Origin of the sequence: Amycolatopsis thailandensis, from assembly GCF_002234405.1 — a bacterium.
GTDB classification, from domain to species: domain Bacteria; phylum Actinomycetota; class Actinomycetes; order Mycobacteriales; family Pseudonocardiaceae; genus Amycolatopsis; species Amycolatopsis thailandensis.
The window spans coordinates 65,445-89,110 of the sequence record NZ_NMQT01000043.1; the positions used below are offsets into that span (position 1 = coordinate 65,445).

21 protein-coding genes are annotated in these 23,666 nt (G+C 67.3%); 17 read left to right on the top strand and 4 right to left on the bottom strand.

Annotated features, from left to right (window positions below; translation table 11 throughout):
• The first annotated feature begins 943 nt into the window (after positions 1-943).
• Together CFP71_RS13365 and CFP71_RS13370 are read left to right on the top strand one after the other, a co-directional pair.
• Positions 944-1,405, top strand: a complete 462-nt coding sequence (locus CFP71_RS13365; RefSeq protein ID WP_093934172.1) for a hypothetical protein — start codon at positions 944-946, stop codon at positions 1,403-1,405.
• 751 nt (positions 1,406-2,156) lie between these two features.
• Positions 2,157-2,525: a DUF732 domain-containing protein gene (locus CFP71_RS13370; protein WP_167406108.1), complete on the top strand. Its 369-nt coding sequence runs from the start codon at positions 2,157-2,159 to the stop codon at positions 2,523-2,525.
• A 219-nt stretch (positions 2,526-2,744) separates the two neighbouring features.
• On the opposite strand, the gene CFP71_RS13375 is transcribed toward CFP71_RS13370, so the two are convergent.
• Positions 2,745-3,548: an endonuclease domain-containing protein gene (locus CFP71_RS13375; RefSeq protein WP_093934174.1), complete on the bottom strand. Its 804-nt coding sequence runs from the start codon at positions 3,546-3,548 to the stop codon at positions 2,745-2,747.
• Position 3,549: 1 nt separating this feature from the next.
• Positions 3,550-4,536 carry a helix-turn-helix domain-containing protein gene (locus CFP71_RS45580; RefSeq protein ID WP_093934175.1) on the bottom strand — a complete coding sequence of 329 codons (987 nt, stop codon included), beginning with the start codon at positions 4,534-4,536 and terminating at the stop codon, positions 3,550-3,552.
• A 349-nt stretch (positions 4,537-4,885) separates the two neighbouring features.
• On the opposite strand from CFP71_RS45580, the gene CFP71_RS13385 reads away from it, so the two are divergent.
• The 6 genes from CFP71_RS13385 (at position 4,886) to CFP71_RS13410 (ending at position 12,167) form a co-directional block, all read left to right on the top strand.
• Positions 4,886-5,482 (top strand): hypothetical protein, encoded by a 597-nt coding sequence (locus CFP71_RS13385; protein WP_093934176.1) that lies wholly within the window; start codon positions 4,886-4,888, stop codon positions 5,480-5,482.
• 847 nt (positions 5,483-6,329) lie between these two features.
• Positions 6,330-6,752 (top strand): response regulator transcription factor, encoded by a 423-nt coding sequence (locus CFP71_RS13390; protein WP_093934177.1) that lies wholly within the window; start codon positions 6,330-6,332, stop codon positions 6,750-6,752.
• A gap of 902 nt (positions 6,753-7,654) precedes the next feature.
• Complete coding sequence (locus CFP71_RS13395; RefSeq protein ID WP_143267079.1) at positions 7,655-8,596, top strand: hypothetical protein; 942 nt, start codon at positions 7,655-7,657, stop codon at positions 8,594-8,596.
• Positions 8,597-8,758: 162 nt separating this feature from the next.
• Positions 8,759-10,810, top strand: coding sequence for an NAD-dependent DNA ligase LigA (gene ligA, locus CFP71_RS13400; RefSeq protein ID WP_093934179.1), 2,052 nt, complete (start codon positions 8,759-8,761; stop codon positions 10,808-10,810).
• Between the two features lie 90 nt (positions 10,811-10,900).
• Positions 10,901-11,341, top strand: coding sequence for a helix-turn-helix domain-containing protein (locus tag CFP71_RS13405; RefSeq protein WP_093934180.1), 441 nt, complete (start codon positions 10,901-10,903; stop codon positions 11,339-11,341).
• Between the two features lie 340 nt (positions 11,342-11,681).
• A complete protein-coding gene (locus CFP71_RS13410; RefSeq protein WP_093934181.1) occupies positions 11,682-12,167 on the top strand; it encodes a single-stranded DNA-binding protein in 486 nt (161 codons plus the stop codon).
• 253 nt (positions 12,168-12,420) lie between these two features.
• Here CFP71_RS13410 and CFP71_RS13415 read toward each other — a convergent pair whose 3' ends face one another.
• Positions 12,421-13,086, bottom strand: a complete 666-nt coding sequence (locus CFP71_RS13415; protein WP_093934182.1) for a hypothetical protein — start codon at positions 13,084-13,086, stop codon at positions 12,421-12,423.
• A gap of 518 nt (positions 13,087-13,604) precedes the next feature.
• Positions 13,605-13,931 carry a DUF397 domain-containing protein gene (locus tag CFP71_RS13420; RefSeq protein WP_208635947.1) on the bottom strand — a complete coding sequence of 109 codons (327 nt, stop codon included), beginning with the start codon at positions 13,929-13,931 and terminating at the stop codon, positions 13,605-13,607.
• Positions 13,932-14,418: 487 nt separating this feature from the next.
• On the opposite strand from CFP71_RS13420, the gene CFP71_RS44140 reads away from it, so the two are divergent.
• The 9 genes from CFP71_RS44140 (at position 14,419) to CFP71_RS13465 (ending at position 23,568) form a co-directional block, all read left to right on the top strand.
• Positions 14,419-14,565, top strand: coding sequence for a hypothetical protein (locus tag CFP71_RS44140; RefSeq protein ID WP_167406109.1), 147 nt, complete (start codon positions 14,419-14,421; stop codon positions 14,563-14,565).
• Positions 14,566-14,871: 306 nt separating this feature from the next.
• Positions 14,872-16,023: a DUF932 domain-containing protein gene (locus tag CFP71_RS13425; RefSeq protein WP_093934183.1), complete on the top strand. Its 1,152-nt coding sequence runs from the start codon at positions 14,872-14,874 to the stop codon at positions 16,021-16,023.
• Between the two features lie 277 nt (positions 16,024-16,300).
• On the top strand, positions 16,301-16,540 hold the full coding sequence (locus CFP71_RS13430) for a hypothetical protein (RefSeq protein WP_093934184.1): 240 nt from the start codon (positions 16,301-16,303) through the stop codon (positions 16,538-16,540).
• Positions 16,541-16,788: 248 nt separating this feature from the next.
• Entirely contained in the window at positions 16,789-17,592 is an 804-nt protein-coding gene (locus CFP71_RS13435; protein WP_093934185.1) for a class I SAM-dependent methyltransferase, read from the top strand.
• Positions 17,593-17,779: 187 nt separating this feature from the next.
• Positions 17,780-18,271, top strand: a complete 492-nt coding sequence (locus tag CFP71_RS13440) for a hypothetical protein (protein WP_143267080.1) — start codon at positions 17,780-17,782, stop codon at positions 18,269-18,271.
• A gap of 883 nt (positions 18,272-19,154) precedes the next feature.
• Positions 19,155-19,487: a hypothetical protein gene (locus CFP71_RS13445; protein WP_093934187.1), complete on the top strand. Its 333-nt coding sequence runs from the start codon at positions 19,155-19,157 to the stop codon at positions 19,485-19,487.
• 47 nt (positions 19,488-19,534) lie between these two features.
• Positions 19,535-20,038, top strand: a complete 504-nt coding sequence (locus CFP71_RS13450) for a hypothetical protein (RefSeq protein WP_093934188.1) — start codon at positions 19,535-19,537, stop codon at positions 20,036-20,038.
• 1,204 nt (positions 20,039-21,242) lie between these two features.
• Positions 21,243-22,448 carry an AAA family ATPase gene (locus CFP71_RS13455; RefSeq protein ID WP_093934189.1) on the top strand — a complete coding sequence of 402 codons (1,206 nt, stop codon included), beginning with the start codon at positions 21,243-21,245 and terminating at the stop codon, positions 22,446-22,448.
• Between the two features lie 736 nt (positions 22,449-23,184).
• Positions 23,185-23,568, top strand: coding sequence for a hypothetical protein (locus CFP71_RS13465; protein ID WP_093934191.1), 384 nt, complete (start codon positions 23,185-23,187; stop codon positions 23,566-23,568).
• The last annotated feature ends 98 nt before the right edge of the window (positions 23,569-23,666 follow it).

Sequence of the window (23,666 nt, forward strand, 5' to 3'; positions counted from 1 at the left end):
CCCGTAGCTCGGACGACGAGCCACACTTACTGCCCTTAGCTGTGAAGCCAGGGCAGTACCACTGTGGCTTTCACGCCACCTCACGCCAGATCCGGTTGCGGGCGCAGCGATATCGGCAACAACCCCGGGCGTCGCGAGAAGAGACCAAACAGACGCCGCCATGGCACTTACGTCGGATCCCCTTGCGACGCCCGGGCGCGCCCTTTCTGAAACCGTCGGTCCACCGTGGAGCAGCCAGTATTTGACAGAACGCGCTGTGTTCCTGCGCCGAGCTTGGTGATGGCGCGATCCTCAAGAACCAGCGCGGCCGCGTGCTGCGGCCGATGCCATCGACCGAGCGGCGCCGCTACGCAAGCTGCCTTACGCGGTCTGGGCAGTCGTTACGGCCTGCCATGACGTACTTAGCCCACCTCCTGTCGGGTGTGCCCCGTGGACTCCCGCTGGGCAGCAGAGCGGCGTGGGTTGGCAAGGGCGCGGCATCCCGCAACCTGATGGCCACGGGAGACCTACGACCAACACCAGTTCCTCACCCTGCACCACCGCAGCGCCAATTACGTCGACGTCTCACCACAGTGAGCCAGCCGCACCGACAGGCCACATCCTCACCTGCAAGAACACTTTCGCGATCTTGCGCGCCCCGCCCGCACGATGGGAACCGCGACCGCCGACCACCCGAGATGAACGTACCCGCAACACCCACTGCGCGGTCAGACGGCTGAATCGCCGCGAAGCGGAAGGGCCTGTGTAGAGAGCCTTCAGTCTTGCCCCTACGGCGTTAGCTCCTCGTCGCGTGGGCCGTGAACCCGCGCACCGCAGCAGGGCACCAGGCCCGCCGGTCAAGCCCGAGCCGCTGCGCGGTCGGCTCCGCCGAGCCTCTGACCGTCGCCCGGTGCACTGCTTCTGGTCGCGGTGTCCACGCACACCGCGACCAGAAGGAAGCCACGTGACCCGCAACCGGCATGTCGTCGACACGGACGTCGTCGAGTTCGTTCGCCTCGGCCACCGCGTCTCATTGAACTTCACCGTGCCCCTGCGCAACCGCCCGACCTTCGACCGGGTCATGGCCACAGCCCAAGGCGGCAACAACTTCGATCCTGACCTGGTCGCCAGCACGATCGGCACGCTGTACGACGAATCGATGGAGGTCCTCTTCGGGGCCGAGGGTTCTGCGGTGCTCTACATCGAGGTGCCCTACTTCAGCAGTCAGCGTCTCGACAGCACCTCCGTCGACTCGGGGGAGAAGTACACCGCCGACCAGCGGCAGGACTACGCCCGTCGTGTCATCGACTGGGCCCGCCGGATGCGCGCCGACGAGATCACGGTGCAGCAGAACCCCGTCACCGAGTACCCGGTGGTCGGCCAGCCCGGCGAGCACCCCTACCGGATCCGCATCTGGTGGGACTGAGCGCCTGGGCACCCCGGACCCGGCGCTCTCTGGGGCTCGGGTACCACGTCCCTGCTCGCGCCGCGGTGACCCATGAACTTGAGCACCTCGTCGTCCACCGCCCGTCGCATCGGCCGGACACCACGGTCCGGCCGTCCCCGTTTCCGCCCGAAGGGAGCGAGACCATGTTCACCCCACCGGCCGCCGAGCTGGCCAAGGACCACTTCGAGCGGCAGGTCAGTTTCGGAGGCTGGACCCACGCCCAGTTCTTCGACCCACGCGCCACCAACTACTGCGGACCGCTGCCGGCTACACCACCGCCTGCGGGCAATCGGTGCCGTTGCCCGGGCTGCGCTAGCGAGGGCTGGTACGCGTCCTCGCCGGTGTGCAGATTCTGGCGCGCCTTCTGTGACCGGTGTCAGGGCCACCGCAGCTACGTCGACCTCGGATCGCGGACCCGAGTCGATTGCGAGGTTTGCCGAGACGTCTGGACCACCGACGTTCAATTCTTCCGCGATGCCCTGCGCAGTCCTGCTGCCGTCATTCAACGACTGCGCAGTGAGTCCGCGGGCACGGCACGGCAAGTGTCCTGACCGCCGTTGGGGCTACCTGGGTGCCGACCGCGTGGACGCCCGAAGGGCAGCAGAACCGTTCCAGGGCGGGTCAAGGCCGGGCCGCTACGCGGTCGGCTCCGCCGAGCCTCTGACCAGTCCTGAACGGTCCCGCTGGGCGTGCGCCCGTCCACGCACCGCCAGCACCCAGGAGGCAGCCAGTGCCCTCTCGTTCCCGAGCTCTCACCGTCGCGGCCGTGGCCGCGGTGTCCAGCATCGTCCTGTCCGGCTGTTCGCTGCTGTCTCCCAAGCCGGAACCAGGCCCGGACCTCACCGTCCCCGACGTCCTGTACCTCACCGAGCTGCGCAACGCCGACATCGAGCTAAGGACGCCCGCAGCGTCCGTCGACTACACGCGTCCCGGCAGGGCCGCCTGCGCCGCCCTGGACAAGAGCAAGAGCGTGCCATCGGCGACGAGGTCACTGGCTGGCACCTTCTACCCCGATGAGGCCAGCGTGATCATCGTGGCCGCGATCCACAATTACTGCCCGCAGCACATTGGGCTGCTTGCTCTTCCCGGCCGCCCGTGACCACCTGAGCGATGGTTCGAGCACGTCGCCATCAGCTCGACCTGCTTGAGGTCCCGGCTGGCGCCGCACATCGCCGCCGGTCGGGACCACGGCAGCCGCAGTTCTGCTCGCACGACGGATCTGAAAACGCCCACGGCGAGCTTCGGATGGCGTGGATCAGTGGGCCAGGCACTGGTGTCGCGAGAGACCATCGCGACGGGCACGCACAGGGTAAGCCCGCTACAGCGGTTGTCGAGCGCGCTTTGCAGCCTCTTCGATCTCGGCACGACGGGCCATGCGTTGTGCAGGGCTGGGCAACGGCGCCAGACGCCGACGGCCACGGTTCGGGTAGCGGATAGCCAGCGAGTGAGCAGGCGGAGAGGCGAGGTAGTCGCCGAAGGCGCACCCAGTAAGGTGTGGACACCATTCGACGGAAACATTGCAATACTCACATAACATTCCGCGGACAAGCCCGGAGTCGTGATCGTGATCAACATATTGCGCGGCACGGCCACAAATTGCGCAAGCTTCACCGAAAACGGCGATGAGCTGACCTCGGATCCGCGATATCGGCGTATCTCCGCCTAAGTATCGCGGCCACATCAACGAGACAGGAAGCGGGCATCTCAGATGCGGAGCCACTGAGCCAGCAGGAATCCGCTCGGTGCCGAGTTCAACCACCCACGCCGTGTGAATCTCGAATCTCTCGGCGTCCATCGGCATGGAGTTGCCAAATCGACGGACCCCGTCCTGTAGCCACCAGTGGCAGGTCATGGTGTGACGGTAGCTTCGCTGCGATCTGCGGACCTTCGTGCCAGCGCAGGCAGGTTTGCCGTTCGTGGCCAGATGATAGCGTCCATCGTCTGCCAAGATCGCCGAAACATCAGGGAGCGCGCGATCGTCGAGCGGGCACGGTTGATCGCCACTGGCCTGAACAACTTGCTCGACCTGATCCGGCGAGAAACCCCACTTGACCGCGTAGCGGCGCAGCAGATTAGCGCGGCGTGCGGCAGGCAACTTGTCGAGTGCGGAAGCGGCCGTCATATCAGTCAGTCTCCGGAATCGAGCATGAACGGCGCAAAGTTGCCGAGAGAGGCTTTCCGGGCCTTTTCCGCCGAGAGCGCCGCCTGCATTTTAGGGTATGGCCATAACGAACAGCCTTGGCGACGTTGCTCCGTGCGGGGTCGAGTAACGCAGCTGGCCCGGGCGGGTGCAGGCCGCAGTGCACGCAGACAACCTCGACAGCTTCTGCTGGCACCTGCGTCACCTTTCCGCAGGTCGACCTCGGGCAGGTGATGACACTGTCATGTGGCAACAAGTCGAACGGCGTCACCTCGTGCGTTGTGCCGCACTGGGAACAGCCCAGGACGGCCGGCACGCTCCAGTCCACACTGTCGTCGGCGTGCACTTGATGGGAGATCGAACTCGGCGAGGCAACCAGCTCGCAGGACGGGCTCCGCGCGTACCAGGTGTCCGGAGCGGGGGTGACGAGCGGACAGGACGGGACCACTTCCGCACGCGGTGCCTGCTGCACCACATTCGTCGGCAGGCAAGCGGGCATGGCAGCCTCAACCCTGGATGCGGATTGCTTATAGACCGCAGCCATGGCAGCGATGACCCGGGCGTGATTCTGCGGCGAGCACCAGGCGGCCGGAAGCCGTCCGGCTTCGACCTCACCGAGGAGCCAGACCGACGATCGCAACCTCGGCCGGACCAGATGGGGACGTACCCGGGTGGCGGCGACACGCAGAGTCAACCCGGCATTCCGCCGGAGCGTCCTTAGCGTGTCGGCATCCGGCGCCACGCCACTCAGCTCGCGAACATCGCACTCCAAGGCAGCGGCCAACGCAGCGATACGCGCCGGCTCGGGTGTCGCCTCGCCCATCTCGTACCTCACGAGCTGACGACGGGAGGTCCCGACACGGTCAGCGAGCTCGTCCAGAGACAGTCCGTCCCGACCGCGGTCGGGACGGGGAAAGGCCGTGCGCGTGGACTTCATCGCCACGCGATCGAAACTCGCCTGCCCTCGCATGAAAACAGTCTAAAGTACACGTGTCTTTTAGCATGTAATCGCTGCTCGGACGAGTATTGCGCCACGGTCCCGGCTGTAGCGGAACGGTGACGACCTCAACTGTCCGCGGGGTGCCAGCGCGGCCAGGCACGGGCGACACTGGGAACGGAATGTCCGGCTATCGGGCGAGGAGCCCGGAAGCCGAGCGCAGCAGACTCGGTGGCCGGCGGCAAGAGCCCCGGAGCAACCTCGTCCTGCGGTCGTATTTGCCGCCGGCCACCTGCGCCTGCCATCGCCAGGCTTCCGGGGCTGCCCGCCCTGAACCGTCACACGCCAACATCATCCAATCCCCAAGTAGGAGACCCGCCCAATGTCCAGCACGCCGACCAATGACAGCGGCCACCTCGAGTCCATCCGCGAAGTCGAGATCGACGGAAGCCGCTATGTCCTGACGACCAGTGCCGATCCCGCCCGGCCCGACACGGTCGTCATCGACCTACTCGGGGCAGGCGCCGATGCCGAAGTCACCCTCGAGGGCCACCTGACTGCAAGCCGAACCGCGTTGGAACACCTAGGGCCACTTCTGAGCGAAGCCCTTTCCAGCGGACAGCGATCGACGACCCGCAAGCCACGCCGACGTGGCTACGGCAAACCCACGCAGTCCTACCACCCCTGGACCGATGAACTCAGGGCCGCGCTGCACGCCGCGTGGACCGCGGCCGACCCCAGCGTTCCGGCGCTACAGGTCGTGGAGGGCGTAGCGGCGGCCCTCGATGTCCCAGTCGAACATGTGAAGTCCCGGTTCGAAGGACCCGAGTCGACCAGGGATCCCGCGAGGCTCATCTCGGTCATCGCGATCCTCATGCAGCGCACCGACGGCGCAATCCTCAACCAGCTGCCCCGGCAGAACCTCGACCCGGAACGCCCCGGACCCCAGCCCGAGGACGCGCGCCAGACCACCGGATAGGCATGCTTCTGGCAGCGCGCCGCCATAGCGAGACGGCAATTCTATCGATATCGATTGAATTTTTACCGTGGGCGCTGCTGCGGGCGACCGGGAGAACCGGCACGTTCGTCGTCCGTGGAGTCCAGCGAATCGCTGGCTCGTGCGGATTGCGACGGCATCGCAGCCGACTGCGCATGCGCTACTGGTTCGCTAGAGCGAGTACTTCGCCAGGGTCTTGGCCGCATCCGCAGCGGCTTGTCCGGGAGTGAGTCGGTACTCGCATCGGCAGGGGCCCAGATGGGCAAGCCTCTGTTCGGCGCCGGTCACACGGCGCATCCACCGTCTGCGGGCAGCGGCTTTCGACTGCCTATCGGCCACGAAGCGCTGGGACTCCGCCTGCAGGACGGAGTAGCAGGCCGGGCACAGGTCGCGAGGGTCCTCCAGGTTGTCTCGGAATGTCCTGCTTCCCGCTTCCCACGCGATCCACGTCGCAGTCGCCCACTCAGCCAGCGGACGTCCGCTGTCGTCATAGCGAGCAAGGCCCGGAGACCGAACGAACCGTTGACCGGTGCCCCCGCAGGGGGTGGTCGGCCTACGCCTGAACGGCCACATCCGAGCACCTTCCTTCCGCGGGGGCCAGCTGGGTTGCTGGGCCACAGTTTGCCACGCCTCAGCGGCCCGGCTCCTCCCCAGCAGGGTGCCGTCCTTTCGGTGCCTCGTTCCTCTCGCCGCGTGCGGCGCTCCCAGCACAGCAGACCACCGGTTCGGGCGGGGCTTTCCCGATCACGTCACGGTCAGCGCGTGGCCCGCCCGAACCGGTGGCCCGCTCCTGCCGACGCGTACACAGCCGACGAGGGAGCGCACACCGATGAATCAGACCGCTATCACTCCTGCGGAGTACAAGGTCCTTGAGAAGATCGCCGAGGGATGCACCAACCAGGAGGCCGCCAGTGCGCTCGCGCTATCCAAGCACACCGTTGACAAGCAGGTGAAAAGCCTGCTGCTGAGGTTGGGCGCAGCGACCCGTTCGGAAGCGGTGAGTAAGGCTCTGGAGCTGGGTTTGCTCAAGGGCCGCAAGCCGAAGCCGGCAAAGCTGACCGAAGCCGAAGCTGACGTCCTGTCGTTGGTCGCCAAGGGACTCACCGAGCCAGAGATCGGGTTCTTGACCAACCGCACCGTCAACACTGTCCAGACCCTGGCGCGCCGAGCGCGCAAGAAGCTGAACGCGAGCAGCAACGCGCACGCGATCGTGCTCGCCACGCGTCTCGGACTACTCAGCGACCCCAGGTAGGCCCTACACGCGTCGGTTTACGGGCCTCCTGGTGGTCGGACCGCTCTCTGTGGTGGCCCGACCACCAGCACCGGTGTGCAACGCACGGGCTGAAATGGGGTCCATGTTGAGGCCCGGAACCGTGCCCGCTGGGCTGCCACGCTTCACTGACAAAGCATGGTGGCCCAGCATCACGCCTGCGCAATCGTAGGCGCTGTGGCTCCGGCTCTGGACCTCGTACTCGCGAAAGGACAGGGTTCGGCCAGAACATCGGATCTCCGGTTATCGACTGCACGGCATCCAGCCGAGCTGTCCCGATCCGGAGGATGACTTATGGGGCGAACGTTCCGCGCTTGCAGCCAATTCCATCGCCAACTCAACCAGTTCCACCGACGACGCCGGTTCCTCGGCACTCGGCGCACCTGCCGGGCAGCAGCCACTGAGGTCGTGGCCGAGCTGGCCGATCCGCACGTGGGCGACCTCGTCCGGCGAGCCGCACGACGGCGGGAAAACAGGTAGCGATCTCCCGACCTCAGCGAGGATACCGAGCAAGCGGCTGCACCGGGCTGGCGTTCACTGGTTCCGGCGAACCCCAGCCTCCATGGACCGTTAGGCGTCAACTCTGCCGTGCGCGTTCCAGCTCGGCGCGTGTGAAGACGGTGGCGGTTTCAGGCTGCTTTCGGATCGAGTTGCCAGCGATGCGATCGACCTCGACTCACTCGCAGGCGCACCGTCGAGCCGGCGGTTCGTGAACGGCCTGTGACCTCCACTAGGGCCTCGTGCGTTCTGCCTCTGAGTGCGATGGCGGTACTCGGCGACCACAGCAGACGCGCAGGGGTAAGGCAAAGAGCGCTTGCCTTACCCCTGCGCGCCCGCTGGTTGGACTTGCGTCCCACATAACTTGCCACCAGGGGGAGAACCTCGTGATCCTCGCGAACGTCGCCGCGTGTTGTTCCTTTTACGTCGCGGATGTGACTGCCCGCTCGATCGATGCCGCGCTCAACACCTTGGACTCGGTTGACGAGTTCTTGTACCGCCACTGTGGCCGATCCTTCGGGTGGCCGGAGTCGCCCGCCAGGTTGGCGTATCGGCTACGGAAGTACGCGCAGCGGCGAGGATTGCCTGTATATCTCCCCGGGGCCCTGGCCTCGCGCTTGAACGACCAGCTCGACCCTGAACTGCCGCGACCGACCGCGCACGCGGTTCTGCGGCTGCCGGAGTCAGCGACTCGCCGAATCAACACCTGGTCGCCTGGACCCGGCTACATCGAGGTCACCACCGCACGAACGTGGGTGCGACGGGACGAGCGGAACGCCGACGAACTGCACATCGTCGACTACGCAGCCGGCAACGCCGCGACCGGACCTTCAGTTCGGACAGCTGTTCTGCCCGCGGCCAATGCGCTCTCGTTCGCGGGCGCAGCACCTGAGCACCCGGAAATGACGTCGGCGATCGGCTGGAGTGAGGAGCCCATCGACACAGGACACCCCGCGCTGCGTTACCAGGACGAGGTGCGGTCGCTTCGCAATGAGCTGCGGGAACGTCTTCGGCTGGACCAGGACACCTACCGTGCACTGGTGCCCATCATGCAGGTCACCTCTCTGCCGCAAGGTGGGTTCCAGGTCGGGCTCGAGGTGACCGCCGGTCCAGGGCTGGGCGGGACCTCGCTGCTGGCCGGCGCGCTCTCCCGCCTGGCCCGCGGCCTTGGCGCCGAATCTGGCTGGGGGATCTCCGCGGCCGGCTGGACTCCTGTTCCGTGCGCAGCCAACAGCCCGCTGCTGTATCCGGTGTTCCCGGCGGCTTTGCAGAAGCTGGGCCTCTCCGATTCCTGGCCCTACCTCCCGGTGACACCCGAGACAGCGTGACTCCCGGCTGGTGACGCACCCCGGCGACTGAAGCACGACGCGCCCGGCCCCCGGTCCGGGGGTACGGGCGCTCGGCTCAGCACCGAGCGCCCTCGCCGGGGCCGGGCGCGTCGTGCTGCCCCGCACGGGGTCCACGTCACCACCAGCGAGGAGCACGTACTCATGGACTCCATCCCCGCACCAGCGACCCCGTTCGACGATCTGGCCTCCTTCGAACAGGCCGTCGAGCGAGCACACACCGCCGCACAGGCCTACTTCGGCGGCGAAACACCAACCATGCCGGACGGCGACTACGACCACCTGGTCGCACGCATCGCCACGAGCATGGCCGCGAATCCGCAGTGGGACGATCGCGGTGTCACCACCGCGGTGGCCGCCGGAATCTCCGCCGGAGAGGTGCGGCACGAGACGCCGATGCTCAGCCTCGACAAAATCACCACCGCCGCCGAACTTGAGCAGTTCACGAACACGCTGAACGCCGGCACAGCGGTGGTCGAGGCCAAGTTCGACGGCATGGCCTGCCACGTCGACTATCACGACGGCCGCCTGGTCCGCGCCGTAAGCCGCGGCGACGGCATGGCCGGCGACGACATCACACACCAGGTCACCCGCGAGCCCGGCGTCGCCGGGCTGCCCAAGAGCCTCCCGCACCCGTGGAGCGGGTCGGTCCGCGGCGAGATCTTCATGACCAACACCGACTTCGAGACCGCCAACGCCGCTCGTGTCGCCGCCGGGAAGCCGCCGTTCGTCAACCCGCGCAACGCGGTCGCCGGCTCGATCCGCAAGATCGAACGCATCCACAGCGTGCCGATGAGCTTCGCCGCCTACGCCATCAGCGGTGACGGACTCGAGGACGTCGACAGCCACCTGGAACGCATGGCCCACGCCCGCCTGTCCGGGATCACCACCGCGACCATGCTCACCGCCGGAGCACTACCGGTCGGCACACTGGGCTACGGCCACCGGGCCGAGGATCTGCAGCGTGCCGTCGACGCTCTCGGCGACCTGCGGCCGAGTCTCGGGTTTCCGATCGACGGCGCCGTGATCAAGGCCGATTCACGCGCCGTGCGGACACGGCTGGGCAGCCACAGCAGCGCGCCACGCTGGGCCGTGGCCTACAAGTACCCGCCGGACACCGTTTACTCGATCCTGCGCGGCATCGAGGTCTCTGTCGGCAGGACCGGCCGCGCGGGCTTCCGCGCGGTCATCGATCCGGTGACGGTGGCCGGGACCACGATCCGCTACGCGAGCCTGCACAACGTAGACTGGATCGCCCAGCAGGGCCTCGGCATCGGATCCCGCGTGTCGGTGGTTCGGGCCAATGACGTGATTCCTCGCGTCACCGCCGCCGTCGGGGAGCAGCCCGCGGATGTGGTGCCGTGGATCCCGCCCGCCAGGTGCCCGCAATGTGATCAGCCCTGGGAACGCACGGGGCAGCTCTGGCGCTGCACCACCCCGGCCTGTTCGCTGGTGTCCTTGCTGACCTACGCGGCCAGCCGCGACGTCCTCGACATCGACGGACTGGGGGAGGAGGTCGCGGCCGCGCTCGTGGAGGCTGAACTGGTCCGGGACCTGGCCGACCTGTACACGCTGACATCCGACCGGATCGCCCAGGCATCGTACGTGCGCGCCGGTACCACGGGCGGGCGCCGCATCGGCGCGGCAACCGCTCTCAACCTGGTCGCGGGCATCGCCGCGGCGAAGGAACGACCGCTGGCCCGGCACATCACCTCGCTCGGGATCCGCATGACCGGACGCCGCATGGGCCGCACGCTGGCCCAGCACTTCGGAACCCTCGACGCGCTGCGAGCCGCCACCGTCGAGGAGCTCGCCGTCGTCGACGGCATCGGGGCGACGAAAGCCTTCTCGATCCACACCGGCCTGCGCGACCTCGCCGGCATCCTCGACCGGCTGACAGCTGTAGGCATCACGACCGTCCACGAGACCACGCCGGCGGCGGCGCAGGGTGCGCTGGCAGGGAAGCGCGTCGTCATCACCGGCGCGATCCCGACCATGTCCCGGACACAGGCACAGGAAGCCGCCGAACGACTCGATGCCACCGTGTCCGGCTCGGTCACCGCCAGGACGGACCTGCTCGTCGTCGGTGCGGGCTCCTCCGCCCGCAGCAAGCTCGCCAAAGCGAACAAACTCGGTGTCCCCACGATGTCCGCCGAGGACTTCCTGGCCCTGCATGCCCAGGCTGCCACCTCGTAGCCAGCCTGCTTTCGGCACCGGCACGGCCCGAATCTCCCGGGCCGTGCCGCGGTTCAGACCTATCCCCGCAATCATCGGAGGCAGCCCAGCATGCCCAGGATCAACCGCTCGATCTCATTGCAGTTCATCGTCCGCTCCCTCGCGCACGCTCCGGACAACGAGTCCTACGGTGAGAAGATCGCCCGCGAAGCGGGGATAACCTCCAGCTCTGTCTACAGAGCACTGGAAAGTCTCATCGAACGAGGGTTCGCCCGGAGGACACGCCAAGAACCGGGCGCCCACGGAACGCCGCGTCGCTACGTCCAGCTCACCATCGCCGGGCTTGACCTGGCGAGGAAGTGGAACGTGCTGAGTCTCGAAGCCGCTGCGGCACAACGACTGCGCGCGATCGCCGAATCGCTCGGTCATGAACCGGGCAGCGACCTGCATCGAGCAGCTGATCAGCTCGTCGACTCGAGCTGGGCCGTGCCACCGTTCGACAGCGCGGCCGTCGTAGCCGCGGTCCTCGGCCCCGCAGGCCCGGACCAGTAGCGCTCGACGGTCGAGACAGTGACCAGCCAACGAACACCCGTCCGGCACGACGCCCGGCCGCCCGGGCGCGGCGCCGCTCCCGACGAAACGCCTCGGTGTCCTCCCGGACATCTCCCTGTTCCGCAGCTACTGTCGTTGTTGCTGGCCGGTGGTGGAACGAGAACTCGCAGCACGTCAGCAGACCTGGCTGGGCGGGTCAAGGCAAACCGCTTCGCGGTCGTCGCAAGCGCCGAGCCTTGCACCTCGCCCGTCCCGGCCCGCTGCGAGACGCGTGTTCACGCACCACACCCACCGACCACACAGGACACGACACGTGTCCCGCAGAACCAGGAGAGATCCCATGGCTGGAGACACCTACATCACGGTGATCGGCAACGTCACGTCCGACCCGGAGCTTCGCTTCACCCCGTCGGGTGCGGCGGTCGCGAACTTCACGATCGCGTCCACCCCGCGCACGCTGGACCGTCAGTCCGGTGAGTGGAAGGACGGCGAGGCCCTGTTCCTGCGTTGCAGCCTCTGGCGTCAGGCGGCCGAGAACGTCGCCGAGTCGGTGACCCGGGGAGCCCGTGTCATAGCGTACGGCAGGCTGAAGCAGCGGTCTTTCGAGACCAAGGAAGGCGAGAAGCGCACTGTCGTCGAGCTCGAGGTCGATGAGATCGGCCCGTCGCTGCGCTACGCCACCGCCAAGGTGAACAAGGTCAGCCGTGGCACCGGTGGCGGTGGCGGCGGCTTCGGTGGAGGTGGCGGTGACCAGGGCACCCCGCCCGCCGGCGACCCGTGGGGCAACGGCGCCTCTGCGGGGCCGGACGACCAGCCCCCGTTCTGATCCCGCCGCGGTTCGCGGGCCGGTCCCCCGTCGGGGCACCGGCCCGCGAGGCCGGTAAAGACAGCCAGCCTGGCGATGAGCGCCGCCTCGTCGCCGTCTAACAGCACGCGGCGGGCCAGACCCGGCGCCGGTCACGCAGCACCACCTCGAGCATGGACATTCCTGGCTCGCCAGACCAGGGCGAGAATCACCGACGCAGCCGGTCGCTGAAGGCCAGGCCGAGGCAGGGTGTCTGGCTCGGCGTTGGCCGGGCCTACTGCGGAAGTCGCGCTACCCGCCTGTGAAGAGCGTGCTGTGGATTGATCCGGTACATCCGCGATCGGAATCGTTCCTGCTCGACGGGGTCGCGCTGCACAGGAACGTGGCAGCCGGTGTCGAGATCCAGGTGCCCCCAGATCCCCTGGTTGGCCTCGTCATGGAGCCAGCGGCCGCAGATGATGACCGAGACGGTGCGGCCTGGCGATTCAACGTGCTTCACTTGGTGGTAGTCGCGGTCGACGATCCGGTTCACCGAGCCAGGGACGTTGAGCACGCTTCCTCTATACACCAACAATCCGGTGGCCGAGCGATACCAATGTTCATCTTCGTAAGCGCTCAGGGCTGGATGGGCTTCCATGACCACCCACGGATGAGTGTGTGGCTTGGAAGTCTCGCCAGCTCGCAGATCGGGGCGATACCAGATATTGATTTTGATGGTCAGCTCAAGGGTCTGAACCACGACGAACTCGGCCTTATAGGCCAGCGGGTCGCCAGCGTCATCGTCATCCGGACTCGGGATGAGCCACCAGCGTGCCGGGTCGGCGAACGCTTCCCAGGCGAGCGCGCAGTGGGCGGGTGCATGAGAAGCCAGGCAATCGACAGCTGCACCGAAGATCTCTTCATCCACGGCCAGGCCAGGGATGATTTGAACGACACGCATGGGTTCTCTTTCGCTGCAATGGGATTCGCGATCGGCAACATCTATCGAAGGCGCTGGCGATTGCCCTGTCACTCGCATAGGGGAGTTCTGAAGAAAAGAGCGCCGCAAAGCTCCACGTAATCGAGGCAGCAAGTTCAAGGAATCTGAGGGCTTCGTACTCGGAGTGACCTCCGCGATGGACACTCTGATCCTTCCGCGGCGGCGACTGACTCCCTACACGCTGACAGGAGCCTGCCTATTGAGGCCAGCGATATCGAGCTAATGGCGAAAAACTGTCCATAAGGACAACTACCCAACGAAAAGTGTCTTCCCGCGAGTGCTCTGCGGAGGGCCGATCTGTCACGACGGTAGCCGCGACAGTCGGGGTCCCGATCTACGCGCAGCAGGCTGTCCCGGAACTGCCCCGGCGCCACCCGTTGAGCGAGCGCAACTCCAGGCCCGGCTGCTCCAGATCGGCCCCGCAGGCCGCCGGTCAGACCGAAGCGCAGACCGATCCACGCCGTCGACCGGGCAATCAGTCATCCAGGTGCTGAGCCGCCGCGCTCCTCACGGCTGCGGCGTCGTTCCAGCACGGCTTCGGGATCGAAGTACCCGGTGGACGCCCGAGCAGCGAAGAGTTCCCACTCTGTCGGGGTGTAAGTGATGACCAGGTCCTCATCCGTGCGGGGCGGAGTCCGCCGGACCGCGGTGTAGATGACACCATCCGTATGGCGCACAAACGCCACCTCGACGACTTCGACGCCGGCCTCGACATCTTCGCCGCCCTGCCAATGCGCGTTGCTCAGGTCGAGGTGACCGAGGACGTCACCACTCTTGCTGTAGATCGGCGCCGTGGTCCTGCGCATCGCCTGGTCCTCACAAGTTCTGCTGGTCGATCGCGTCCGAAGGTGTACCCGACACCATGTCCTCCGCTAGGAGCGCCTGTCGGCGTATGACGCGGACGTCGTCGACGCGGCCCGGCTGCGCCCCTCAAGCTGTGGCCTGAGCGTTCAGCGATGACCTGTCCACCGTTCTCCGGCTACGACGATATCGCTCGGCGATCTGGACACCCACCGCGGCCCGAGGGCTTGCCGACGCTGGCAGGCTCCGGCGGCTGCGCCCGAACCCCTGCCAGCCCGCACCGACCGGGGGAGACGAGCCTCGCTGCGCTCGGTCGCGCTGACGCGCGATCCCACCCCGGTCGGGCGAGCCGCGGGGTCCCGGCCGGTCCGCCGGAGCCTGCTCTGCGGCCGTCGCCCTCAACCCACAGCGGCTGCCCGAGTTCCCGCGTCGGTCATCGATCGGGGCGGAACTCCAGTGAGTCCCTGGCAGCCACTAATCCGTAGGAGAGAAATGAAGCTGACGACGCTGGCCAAGTCGAAGTGCATCCAGGACCTGGCTCTCGTGATGGACATGGGTGTGCCGTCCGCGTCGGGAACGTGCATCTACCACGGAGCCTTCGATTCGGAGTCCGGTGCGTGCCCTCGCTGCAACCGCTGATAGCGGTGCCTCCTGTGTAGCGACCCCGATCTAGATGTTCGCGGTGCCCCTGCGTAGCTGACTACGCAGGGCACCGCGACTGCCAAACGTCTGTGAAAAGCGCGGTACCCCTCCCGGCCGTGCCTTGCTGCGGGTCTCGCCGGGCGCGCCTGTGCGGGTCGTTGCCGCACGCCACCGGTGCCCGGCCGCGCTTGATGTCCGCCCCCGCGCCGAAAACCAGTGGGCACGGCCACAGAAGCAACTCAGCTCTTCCTCTCGGCGATCGCCAATGCCATTTCCTCACAAATTTCGAAGGAGCACCACGCGATGACCACTATGGAGTCCGTACTCACTCGGCGCGACGCGCGCCTGCCCGACATGGTCGAATTGTTGCAACGCCAGCATGACAGCAAACTCGACGTTGTCGTGCCCGCCCGCGATCTGCGCATGGTCGGAGGGCGCTTGGCGATCGACGGGATCGGCGAGCCGACGATCACTCTCGATGGCGTCACGTCGACCACCGGCATTTTCGTGCCGACAGCGACGTGCGACGGGGGCTTCGCCGACAAGCTCGGCATCCCCGTGAGGTACCTGCGGCGGATGCGCGAGACCGGGCACCTGGACCTGCTCGACCACAACATCAACGAGTGGCTCGCCGAGGATCCAGCCAAGCGGTTCCTCACCCGCAACTTCCGAGGAGTCGGCGGCACCCCGGGCATTTCCCGCGCACTGCTGTCCGAACAGTACCGGTTCGTCGACAACCTCGATGTGCTGATGGCGGTTCTTGAGGGGATCCGGATGGCCGGCGTGCACGTCGACGTGTCCCAATGCGACCTGACCGAAACCCGGATGTATGTCCAGATCCGATGCCCGGAGGTCTTCGCCTACGCTCCCGCTCTGCTGCGCAACTACACCAGCCCGTTCACCGGCAACCGCGGCGCGGACAACCCGATCGTGTTCGCCGGGTTCGTCTTCAGCAACTCCGAGGTCGGGCACGGATCCTTCTCCATCACCCCGCGGATCGTCGTCCAGGTCTGCGACAACGGCATGACCGTCACCCAGGACGTCATGCGCGAAGTACACCTGGGCGGCAAGCTCGCCGACGGCGTCGTCCGCTGGAGCGCCGACACCCAGGCCGCTGCGCTGGACGTGCTGGTCAAGCAGGCACGCGACGCGGTGAACACCTTCCTCAACCCGGCCTACGTGCAGGCCAAGATCGCCGAGGTGGAGGCCGACGCCGGCGTGCGGGTGGAGGACCTCGAGGAGACGATCACCTACGTCGGCAAGCAGCTGCGGTTCACCGAAGCCGAGCGCAAGACGATCCTCAGCCACTTTTTCGACGCCGGCGACCGGACCTCCGGCGGTGTGCTGCACGCGGTCACCAGCGCCGCGCAGACCATCGACGACGCGGACGAGGCCTACGCCCTGGAACGGCAGGGGCTCCCGGCGATGCGGCACGCCGCGGCATTCCAGCGCTGACTCCCGCCGCGGGGCGGCCGCGCAGTGTCGCGGCCGCCCCGCTCGGGCCCTCACCGAGCGGTCGTCGCTGTGACGCGGAAACCGGCGAACCCGAGCACAACGGCGGCGAGGCACGCGGCGATGAACCCGGCTCCACCCGGACGGACCGCGACCTGGTCACGGCCGCGACGTCCCCGGGTGGAGCCGGAACCCCCGCCGTCCTGCGGACCTCACCGCCGCCGCGCTACGCCCCGCTCGTCCGCGCCACACACCTCCTCTGCCCGAAGGACCCAGCCCGATGAGCATCCACTTCGACAAACTCACTGCCGCCCACGTCGCCGACTGGGCACGGGGAACCCTCGAGGACGGGTTGGAGGGCTGGACCATGGCAGGGGACGACGTACCTCTCCAGTACCGGATGCAGCCGCAGGCAGACGACACCTGGATCTTCGAGCCGACGCCCTACCCGCCCGACGGTTGGGAACGGCCGACACAACGCTTCGCCATCCAGATCGCCGTCACCGAAGTCCAGAACTGAACGACACCCGGCCCTGAGCGACACCAGTCCGGCTGTTCCCGCACGGGAACAGCCGGACTGGTGTCTCAGCACTGAGAACCAGCTCCTCCTGCGCCCGGCGCGCGTGGACCGGCCACGCCAGCAGACCGGCGAGGGCGGTCCAGGCCCGCGCCGCTACTCGGTCCGGCTCCGCCGAGCCTGGACCGCCCGTCTCGCCGCCCCGCTGCTCCGCCCTGGTCCACGCATCGCGCCGACCAGGAGGAAACACAGTGCGCACCACCATTCCCGTTGATGACACCGTCCGCCGGATCCTCGCCGAATGCCGCATCGACGATAACCGGCTCTACCTGCCAGATCGTCAGCTCGACCGCAAGCTCTACAAAGGAGTCAACACGGTTCTCGAAGCGCTGGGCGGAACCTGGAACCGCAGGGCCAAGGCACACCTGTTCACCAGTGATCCCAGCACGGCCATCGCGAACGTCGTCGCGGGAGGTACGGTCGCTCCGCCGGCGACGGTGACCGAAGGCTACTTCGCCACCCCGGCATGGCTCGCCGAGAAGATCGTCACCGAGTCCGACATCCCCGACCTCGAGGCCGGAGCCGAAGTACTGGAACCCTCAGCCGGTGACGGTGCGCTTGTGCGGGCGATCCTCGACGCCAACCCTGGCGTTCGGGTCACGGCGATCGAACCCAATCCCGTTCGCGCGGCCCAGCTGGGCGACGACCCCCGCCTGACGGTCGTCACCAGCACTCTGGAGGACTTCGCAGAAACCGCGCCGCGCCAGCACTACGCGGCGGCCGTGATGAACCCGCCGTTCGCGCTGCCGGGACAGCCCACGATCTGGATCAGTCACGTCCTGGCCGTCTGGAACATGCTCGCCGCTCAGGCGCAGCTCATCGCGGTCGTCCCAAGCGGATTCACCTTTCGCCGCGACAAGAACCACGAAAGCATCCGGCAGCTGATCACGACCTACGGCGGCTACGAAGACCTGCCGGAGGGTGCCTTCGCCGAGTCCGGCACCGGCGCGCGCACCGTGCTGCTTCACGCACATCGCGCCGACATCACCGCATAACCATCGGAGCCAGGCAGCCGATCGGCCGGTTCCAGCGCGGGTTTCGCGCGGACTGACGACGACAGCACACCAGTCCAGACAGGACAAGGGCGCTACGCGCCGCTGACGCGGAAACCCTTGTCCTGTCTGGACTGTCCCGCTGGGCATGTGTCCGTCCACGACACCAACACCAGCGCAGGAGAACCCGATGCGTCACCCCGAAACATCCTCTGCGGTCGAACGGGATCAGGCTGCCGCTCGTCGGCGTCACAGCTCGCTGCGCGTTCCTCGCCTCGTGCTGGTTCCCGCGCTCGGCGCCTTCTACTTCGCGTCCGCGTGCGGTCTGGACACACCGGCCGAGCCCAGCGGTGACTACGACTACGTCGCGGTCTGCACGGATCCGCGCACTGGCGAGCGCGTCGAGGACGACCAGTGCGCCAGTGCGCCCGATGACTTCGACGGAGCGCCTGACGGTTCCGGGGCGACGACGTTGCTGTGGTTCTACATGCCCGCCGGTGCCAACCACACGGCCCCGCCCGTTGGCCAGCGCGTCGTTAGCGGTGCGGGCAGCTACGCGACCCCGGAGTCCTCAGTCGGTGCTGCGCCTTCCGTTCAGCGGGGCGGCGCTCCGCGCGAAGGCGGACCTATTACTCGCGGGGGCTTCGGCGTTGCCGGCAAGTCCGGCAGCGGCGGCTCCTAAGCCGCGGCGCGGCTCCGTCGTCGGCTGCGAGGTCCCTTCCCGGAGCCGACCGACCGGGGGAGCCCCCTCGTTGGCAACGCGTGTCGCCGCTTCTTGAGCGGTCAGGGCGTCGAGGGCGGCGATGCGTTGAGCAGGGGCCCTGGGCATCTGGGCCGGCCTTCCTGCCCCGTGCCCGCGCGGCTTCGCCGCTGCCGCCAGTCGCAGCCCAGTTCGGACATCGCGACGGCGCAGACCACCCGGGGCCGATCCGTCTCGTCGATGGCGTCCGAGGGCGTCGACCCCGCTGGCGCACCGATCAGGCAGGGACCGAATCCGCAGCGATGAACCCGGGCCCGCACAACACAGGGCCGGAACCCCGCGCCTGCCCGCTCCCTGGCCGGATTCGCTGCTCGCAGGCCGACAGCCGCTCGGCTGATCTCGCCGCCGAAGGCCTCGCCCGGCCGCGCGATCACGAGCCCGCAGGGAAAGGAGCACGCTGATCGCCCGCTGCGGACAGCGCTGCTTCCGCGGCCGCGGCTCCCGGCAGCGCCCTGAGCCGAGCAGGAACACGTTGTGGTGCTGGAGTGCCCCGCGAGACCCCTACGGCGACGTCCTCACGCGCATGCGGTCCGCGTGCCGCAGCGCTCGGAGAGCGCGCCGCTTCCTGGCGGTGACGAGGCCGCGAACTCGCAGGCTCTCCTGATCCGTCGAAACCCGGCGGAATCGAGTGGCCAGGCCGCACCCCGTTCCGCGCGGTGTGCAGGGACCCGCGATGTCAGCAGACCCCGGCCGGGCCGTCCAAGCCACGCCGCTACGCGGTCGGCTTCGCCGAGCCTGGACGGCCCGGCCGAGCTCCGCCCTTGACCTCCTGGTCCACGCACAACACGCCGAACAGGAGAAAGCTATGGGCTGGGCCAAATCCGACCGTCTGCCGAACGAAGGCCTCCGCGACCACTTCGAACGTCAGCTGTTCGAGTACACGAACCACACGATCGTCGAGTCCGCCGTCGTCGACAACGTCTTCTACGCCGCCGTGCGCACGAGGGGCACCAAGAAGGTATGGGCGCTGGTGGTTCTCCTGCGCCGGTCGGGCGGCAAGACGATCGAGTACCGCGACATCGAGGAGGTCGATGGCCCCGGCGAGTTCAAGGCGCCCGCCTTTATTTTGAACGCGCTGAGCGACACCACGAACCAGAAGGCATTGCGCTGGCGGGAGCGGTGCCGGGCGAATCTGTGAAGGTCCCCGGCTTCCGGCTTCCCCCGTGTCCGGGATGCCGGGAGCCGGTGACGCTGCTGGACGACGACACCCGGTACGTCTACTGCCTCAACACCGACTGCTCGTGCGACGGAGTTCCAGCCGGGGAAGTCGCTCTCCAGGACCAGCCGGGGCGCGGTTTGCCGCGGCCGGTCCTGGAGGGCCGCCCCGTCCCGTGGCTGGCGCCCGTCATCGGCGACCGGGTCGCATGGACGGCTCTCAACGACCAGCGCGTGCTCGAAGCTCAACGATCGTGGCTGTGCCAGGTCTGCGGAGAGCCGCTCACCAACGCCGATGCCTGGGTCGCGGTCTCCGCCGGTGACGTCGCCGCGGGCGGCGCCATGCACCGTCGATGCCTTGCCCTCGCACGAAAGGTATGCCCTGTTCTGAGCACAGACCTCTCCTATGTGTACGTCCAGGTACGTCGCGGCGACGATGAACGGGACTGGGCCGTGGTGTTTGAGCGCCTGTCGGACTACGAAGCCCGGCACGGCACGATCCCAGTCTCGCTCGAGTACGAGTCAGAGTCCTAAGCCCTGGAGTGCTTCCTCGCTCGCGTGCTTGTATCGCTCGCGAGCGAGGGCATCCGTGCCCGGCGGAGCAGTCGTAGCAGGCTGTGTGACCTGCCGATCGCGGCGCTGGGAGTAGTTGCCTCAGGTTCGGCAGGCGAACGTTCAGCAGTCTGACCGGCTGTGCAACCGGAAGGCATTCGTGGCATCGCCTGTGGATCGTGCTCTCGCTCGTTCATGTTCTGTGGTCTCGGGAGCGGGGAAGGCAGGCTTTCCCGTGGACGACGTGACCGATAAGGCGAGCGGCCGAATGCCACCGGTCCTGTGAGTTGCCAAGCGATCGAGGAGAAGGCTTCGAGCGCTCGACCGTGATGTTCCTTGGTGCGCCGTTCGAAGGCTTGGTGAGCGCCAGGCGGGGCGGGTCATGGCCGGGCTCTGCACTCGCCCGGGTGTTCGCCCCTCTCTCACAGAGGTGGGCTCGACGCAGTAACCCTGTTCGCCGAACTGTGTTCGCCCCGGCCTGGCACCGCCAGTCTTCCGGAAGACCTGCTTCGGTGTCGTGGGGGGCCGCCCTATCGGCGCACCCCAGCAAGTCAGGCGCGTGCGGTTGGCTCGCTGCCGGTCTCACTGATGTCGATGCTCAGCGGTATCCCCGCCCGAGGAACGCGCGGCCGCGCCCACTGCTCGTCGACTCTCCGCCCCTCCGGCACACCCACCAGCACCGCATCGCCCCAGCCGTAGACCGACGAGTCGGATCCCTGCCGCTGCCATCGGCTCATCCTCGTCGAACAACGCGGCAGGGCTGGCCCGACTAACCGGCGCAGCGCGGGATCCCAGTCGGGCAGCCGACGTTCGGACAGGGCATATCCGGGCACCTCCGCCGACCGCGAGCGACACGAGCGAGCCACGCCGTCATGCCACAACGACAGCCCTGGCCTCCGACACATCCGACCAGAAGATCGAGGCCGGCGAGCACGGTCGGATCCACACGAGTCTCCGATGCCCTGCATGTCCGCCTCGGACACGAAATCGACACAGCTGGGCCCGGTCACCCGCCCAGACGCCCGTCATCTCGCGACCGCGGCCGACCACTCCAACGCCCAGCGGCAGCGACCGGACCCGGGTGATCTGCGTAGAGCCGATCAGACCATCGCCGGGTTCGCGCGATGGCCCGGCCCGAAACCCATGGCCCGGGCCATCGCGCCCCTGCGGGCCCGTCGACGGCCTGATGTTCGGCACGCAGATCACCCAGCGCCCGCGCCGCGCTCGCCCGACGACGGCGGCAGGCCGGGCGGCGGTGACACCGCCGCGCCTCATCAACTCCTATCTGCGAAAGCGAGCCCTCATGCCTGCTTCCACCATCGTCTCCTCCGGCGGCCTGTACAGGTTCTTCGACGACTCCGTACAGACCTACACGCGACTGCCGGTGGCGACCTACTCCGTCGTTTTCGACAAGCTGAGCGGCCACAGCCTCCGGCAAACCGATCCGCTCGCTCCCGGCGATGAAACCGTCTACGGATCCCACGCTCGGCGCGTGGACCGCATCCTCCGCGGCTACGAACGGATGAACCGGTCCGTGGGAGCGATCCTGTCTGGCGACAAAGGAATGGGCAAATCACTCATGCTCAGGATGCTCGCCGAAAAGGCCCGTCACCAACTGGATCTTCCCACAATTCTCGTCCAGGATTCGACACCAGGTCTGGCGTCCTTTTTGGATGAACTCGGCGAGGTCGCAGTCATCTTCGATGAGTTCGAGAAGATCTTTCCGCTCAGCGCGGACGACGAGTCATCCCAGACACAGTTCCTGAGTCTGTTCGACGGTGTGAGCACCACCAAGCGCCTCTACATCGTCTCGGTCAACAACCTCAACCGGGTCAACGAATTCATGCTCAACAGGCCCGGGCGATTCCACTACCACCTCAGGTTCACCTATCCCGATCCGGACACCGTCGCGACCTACCTGCGGGACCAGGTTCCGGGAATCACCCAGACTCAGGTCGACGAAGTCGTCGAATTCTCCCGCAAATACGACACGAATTTCGACCACCTGAGGGCCATCGCGTTCGAACTGGACGGAGGAGAGAAATTCAAGGACGTGGTCGGCGACCTCAACATCAAGCGTCCCCGGCGCTCCGAAACCAAGGTCGAAGCCCGCATCACCTGGCACGACGGTGGGTCCGACGTCATCTCGGGCACCGCGGACCTGTTCGACCTCGACAGCTGGCAAACGGTCACCGACCACAATCTCGAACTCGCCCTGCGATTCCGTATGTGCGATGCGGTACCGACCGCGACAGGCTTCGACTTCCCTGACGGGGCCTACGAACTGACCGATGTCGGTGGCCCTTTCGACGAGAAGGGAACGACCACCAGCGAGCAGACCGCCGTCTCGGTAACCCTGAGCCGTGCCCGCGCGAGGTCACTCGACTTCTAGACAAGCCACAGTGGCCCGTCGAGGAAGTCACCACACTTCCTCGACGGGACACATCGCGGGGCTCCGAACACTGGGCACGTTCGACTCCAAGGTCGACGACATCTTCCCGGCCTGTAGGAGGCAGGCTTCATCAAGGCGTTTGACGGCCAAGGACATCACCGCGCGGAACCGGCTGACCATGCGTGCCGACAGGCGCGGCGCAACCACAGTGCAGCAGCGCATGAACCAGCCCTCGACCGTGGTGAAGGCGGCAGGCTGATTCGACCGGTTCCGCTCGAGACTCGTTCTGAGGCAGGTCGTTCAGCTGGATCCGCCCATCCTGGGATTCCTGGTGCCGCGGTCGACGTGTGCGTCGAAGCCCTCCGGCGCCACGGCCGTGCCCAGCAACAACGGTGTCGGCAGGCTCGCGGAGCCAAGTTCTTCGTGCCTGGAAGCACGCCGACGCCAGGACTGCGGAGACCGTGAAGTCATCCATGGTGACGGCGAGGCGGATAGTGCGATGACGAGACGCGCTCGCTCCACGGTGGACAACCTGCGTCCCCGTGCCGAATCAGGCGCTCTCCCGGTCTGCGCGCTCCAGAACGTCGGCGTGCGTGAATCCGCGAAAGCCCAGCAGTGCCAGCAGGACAGGTCAAGGCACCCGCTTCGCGGCCGGCTGCGCCGGACCCTGACCTGTCCTGCTGGCACTGCACGCTGCGCGCTCGTCCACGCACACCACCGACGTTCTGGAGCACGCATGACCCCCAGTGCATCCGATATCAAACAGCTCCGCGAGATGCTGAACTCGATCCTCGACCGCCACATCGACGTCTCTTCGCCTGAGGTCATGCGCCAGGTCGCCGCTGCTCACGACCAAGCCGTCGACGTTCGCTGGCTGAAACTCGACGCCGACGAACCGCGCGCAGCCAAGACCGATCTCGACATGCTGGCGTCCTACCTCCAGCACGGCGAGTTCGCGGCGGCCTCTCTCTGCGCGGCGCGGCTGGCGGGCCAGCTCGTGAGGATCGCGGACGCCGCGCGCATCTCAGCGAACCGTCAGGATGAGGTCCGCCAGGCACGAGCACGCGACGCGATGTCCGGCAAGCGGCACGAGGGGTGCAGCGAGGACCCGCCGTTCTGACCCGGTGCGCCGGCCCGCCCTCCCGAGGCGGGCCATCCACCGCCTTCCGCTGCGCTGGAGCGAAGCCGCGGCAGCGCGATCGCATTGTCGTCGCCGCT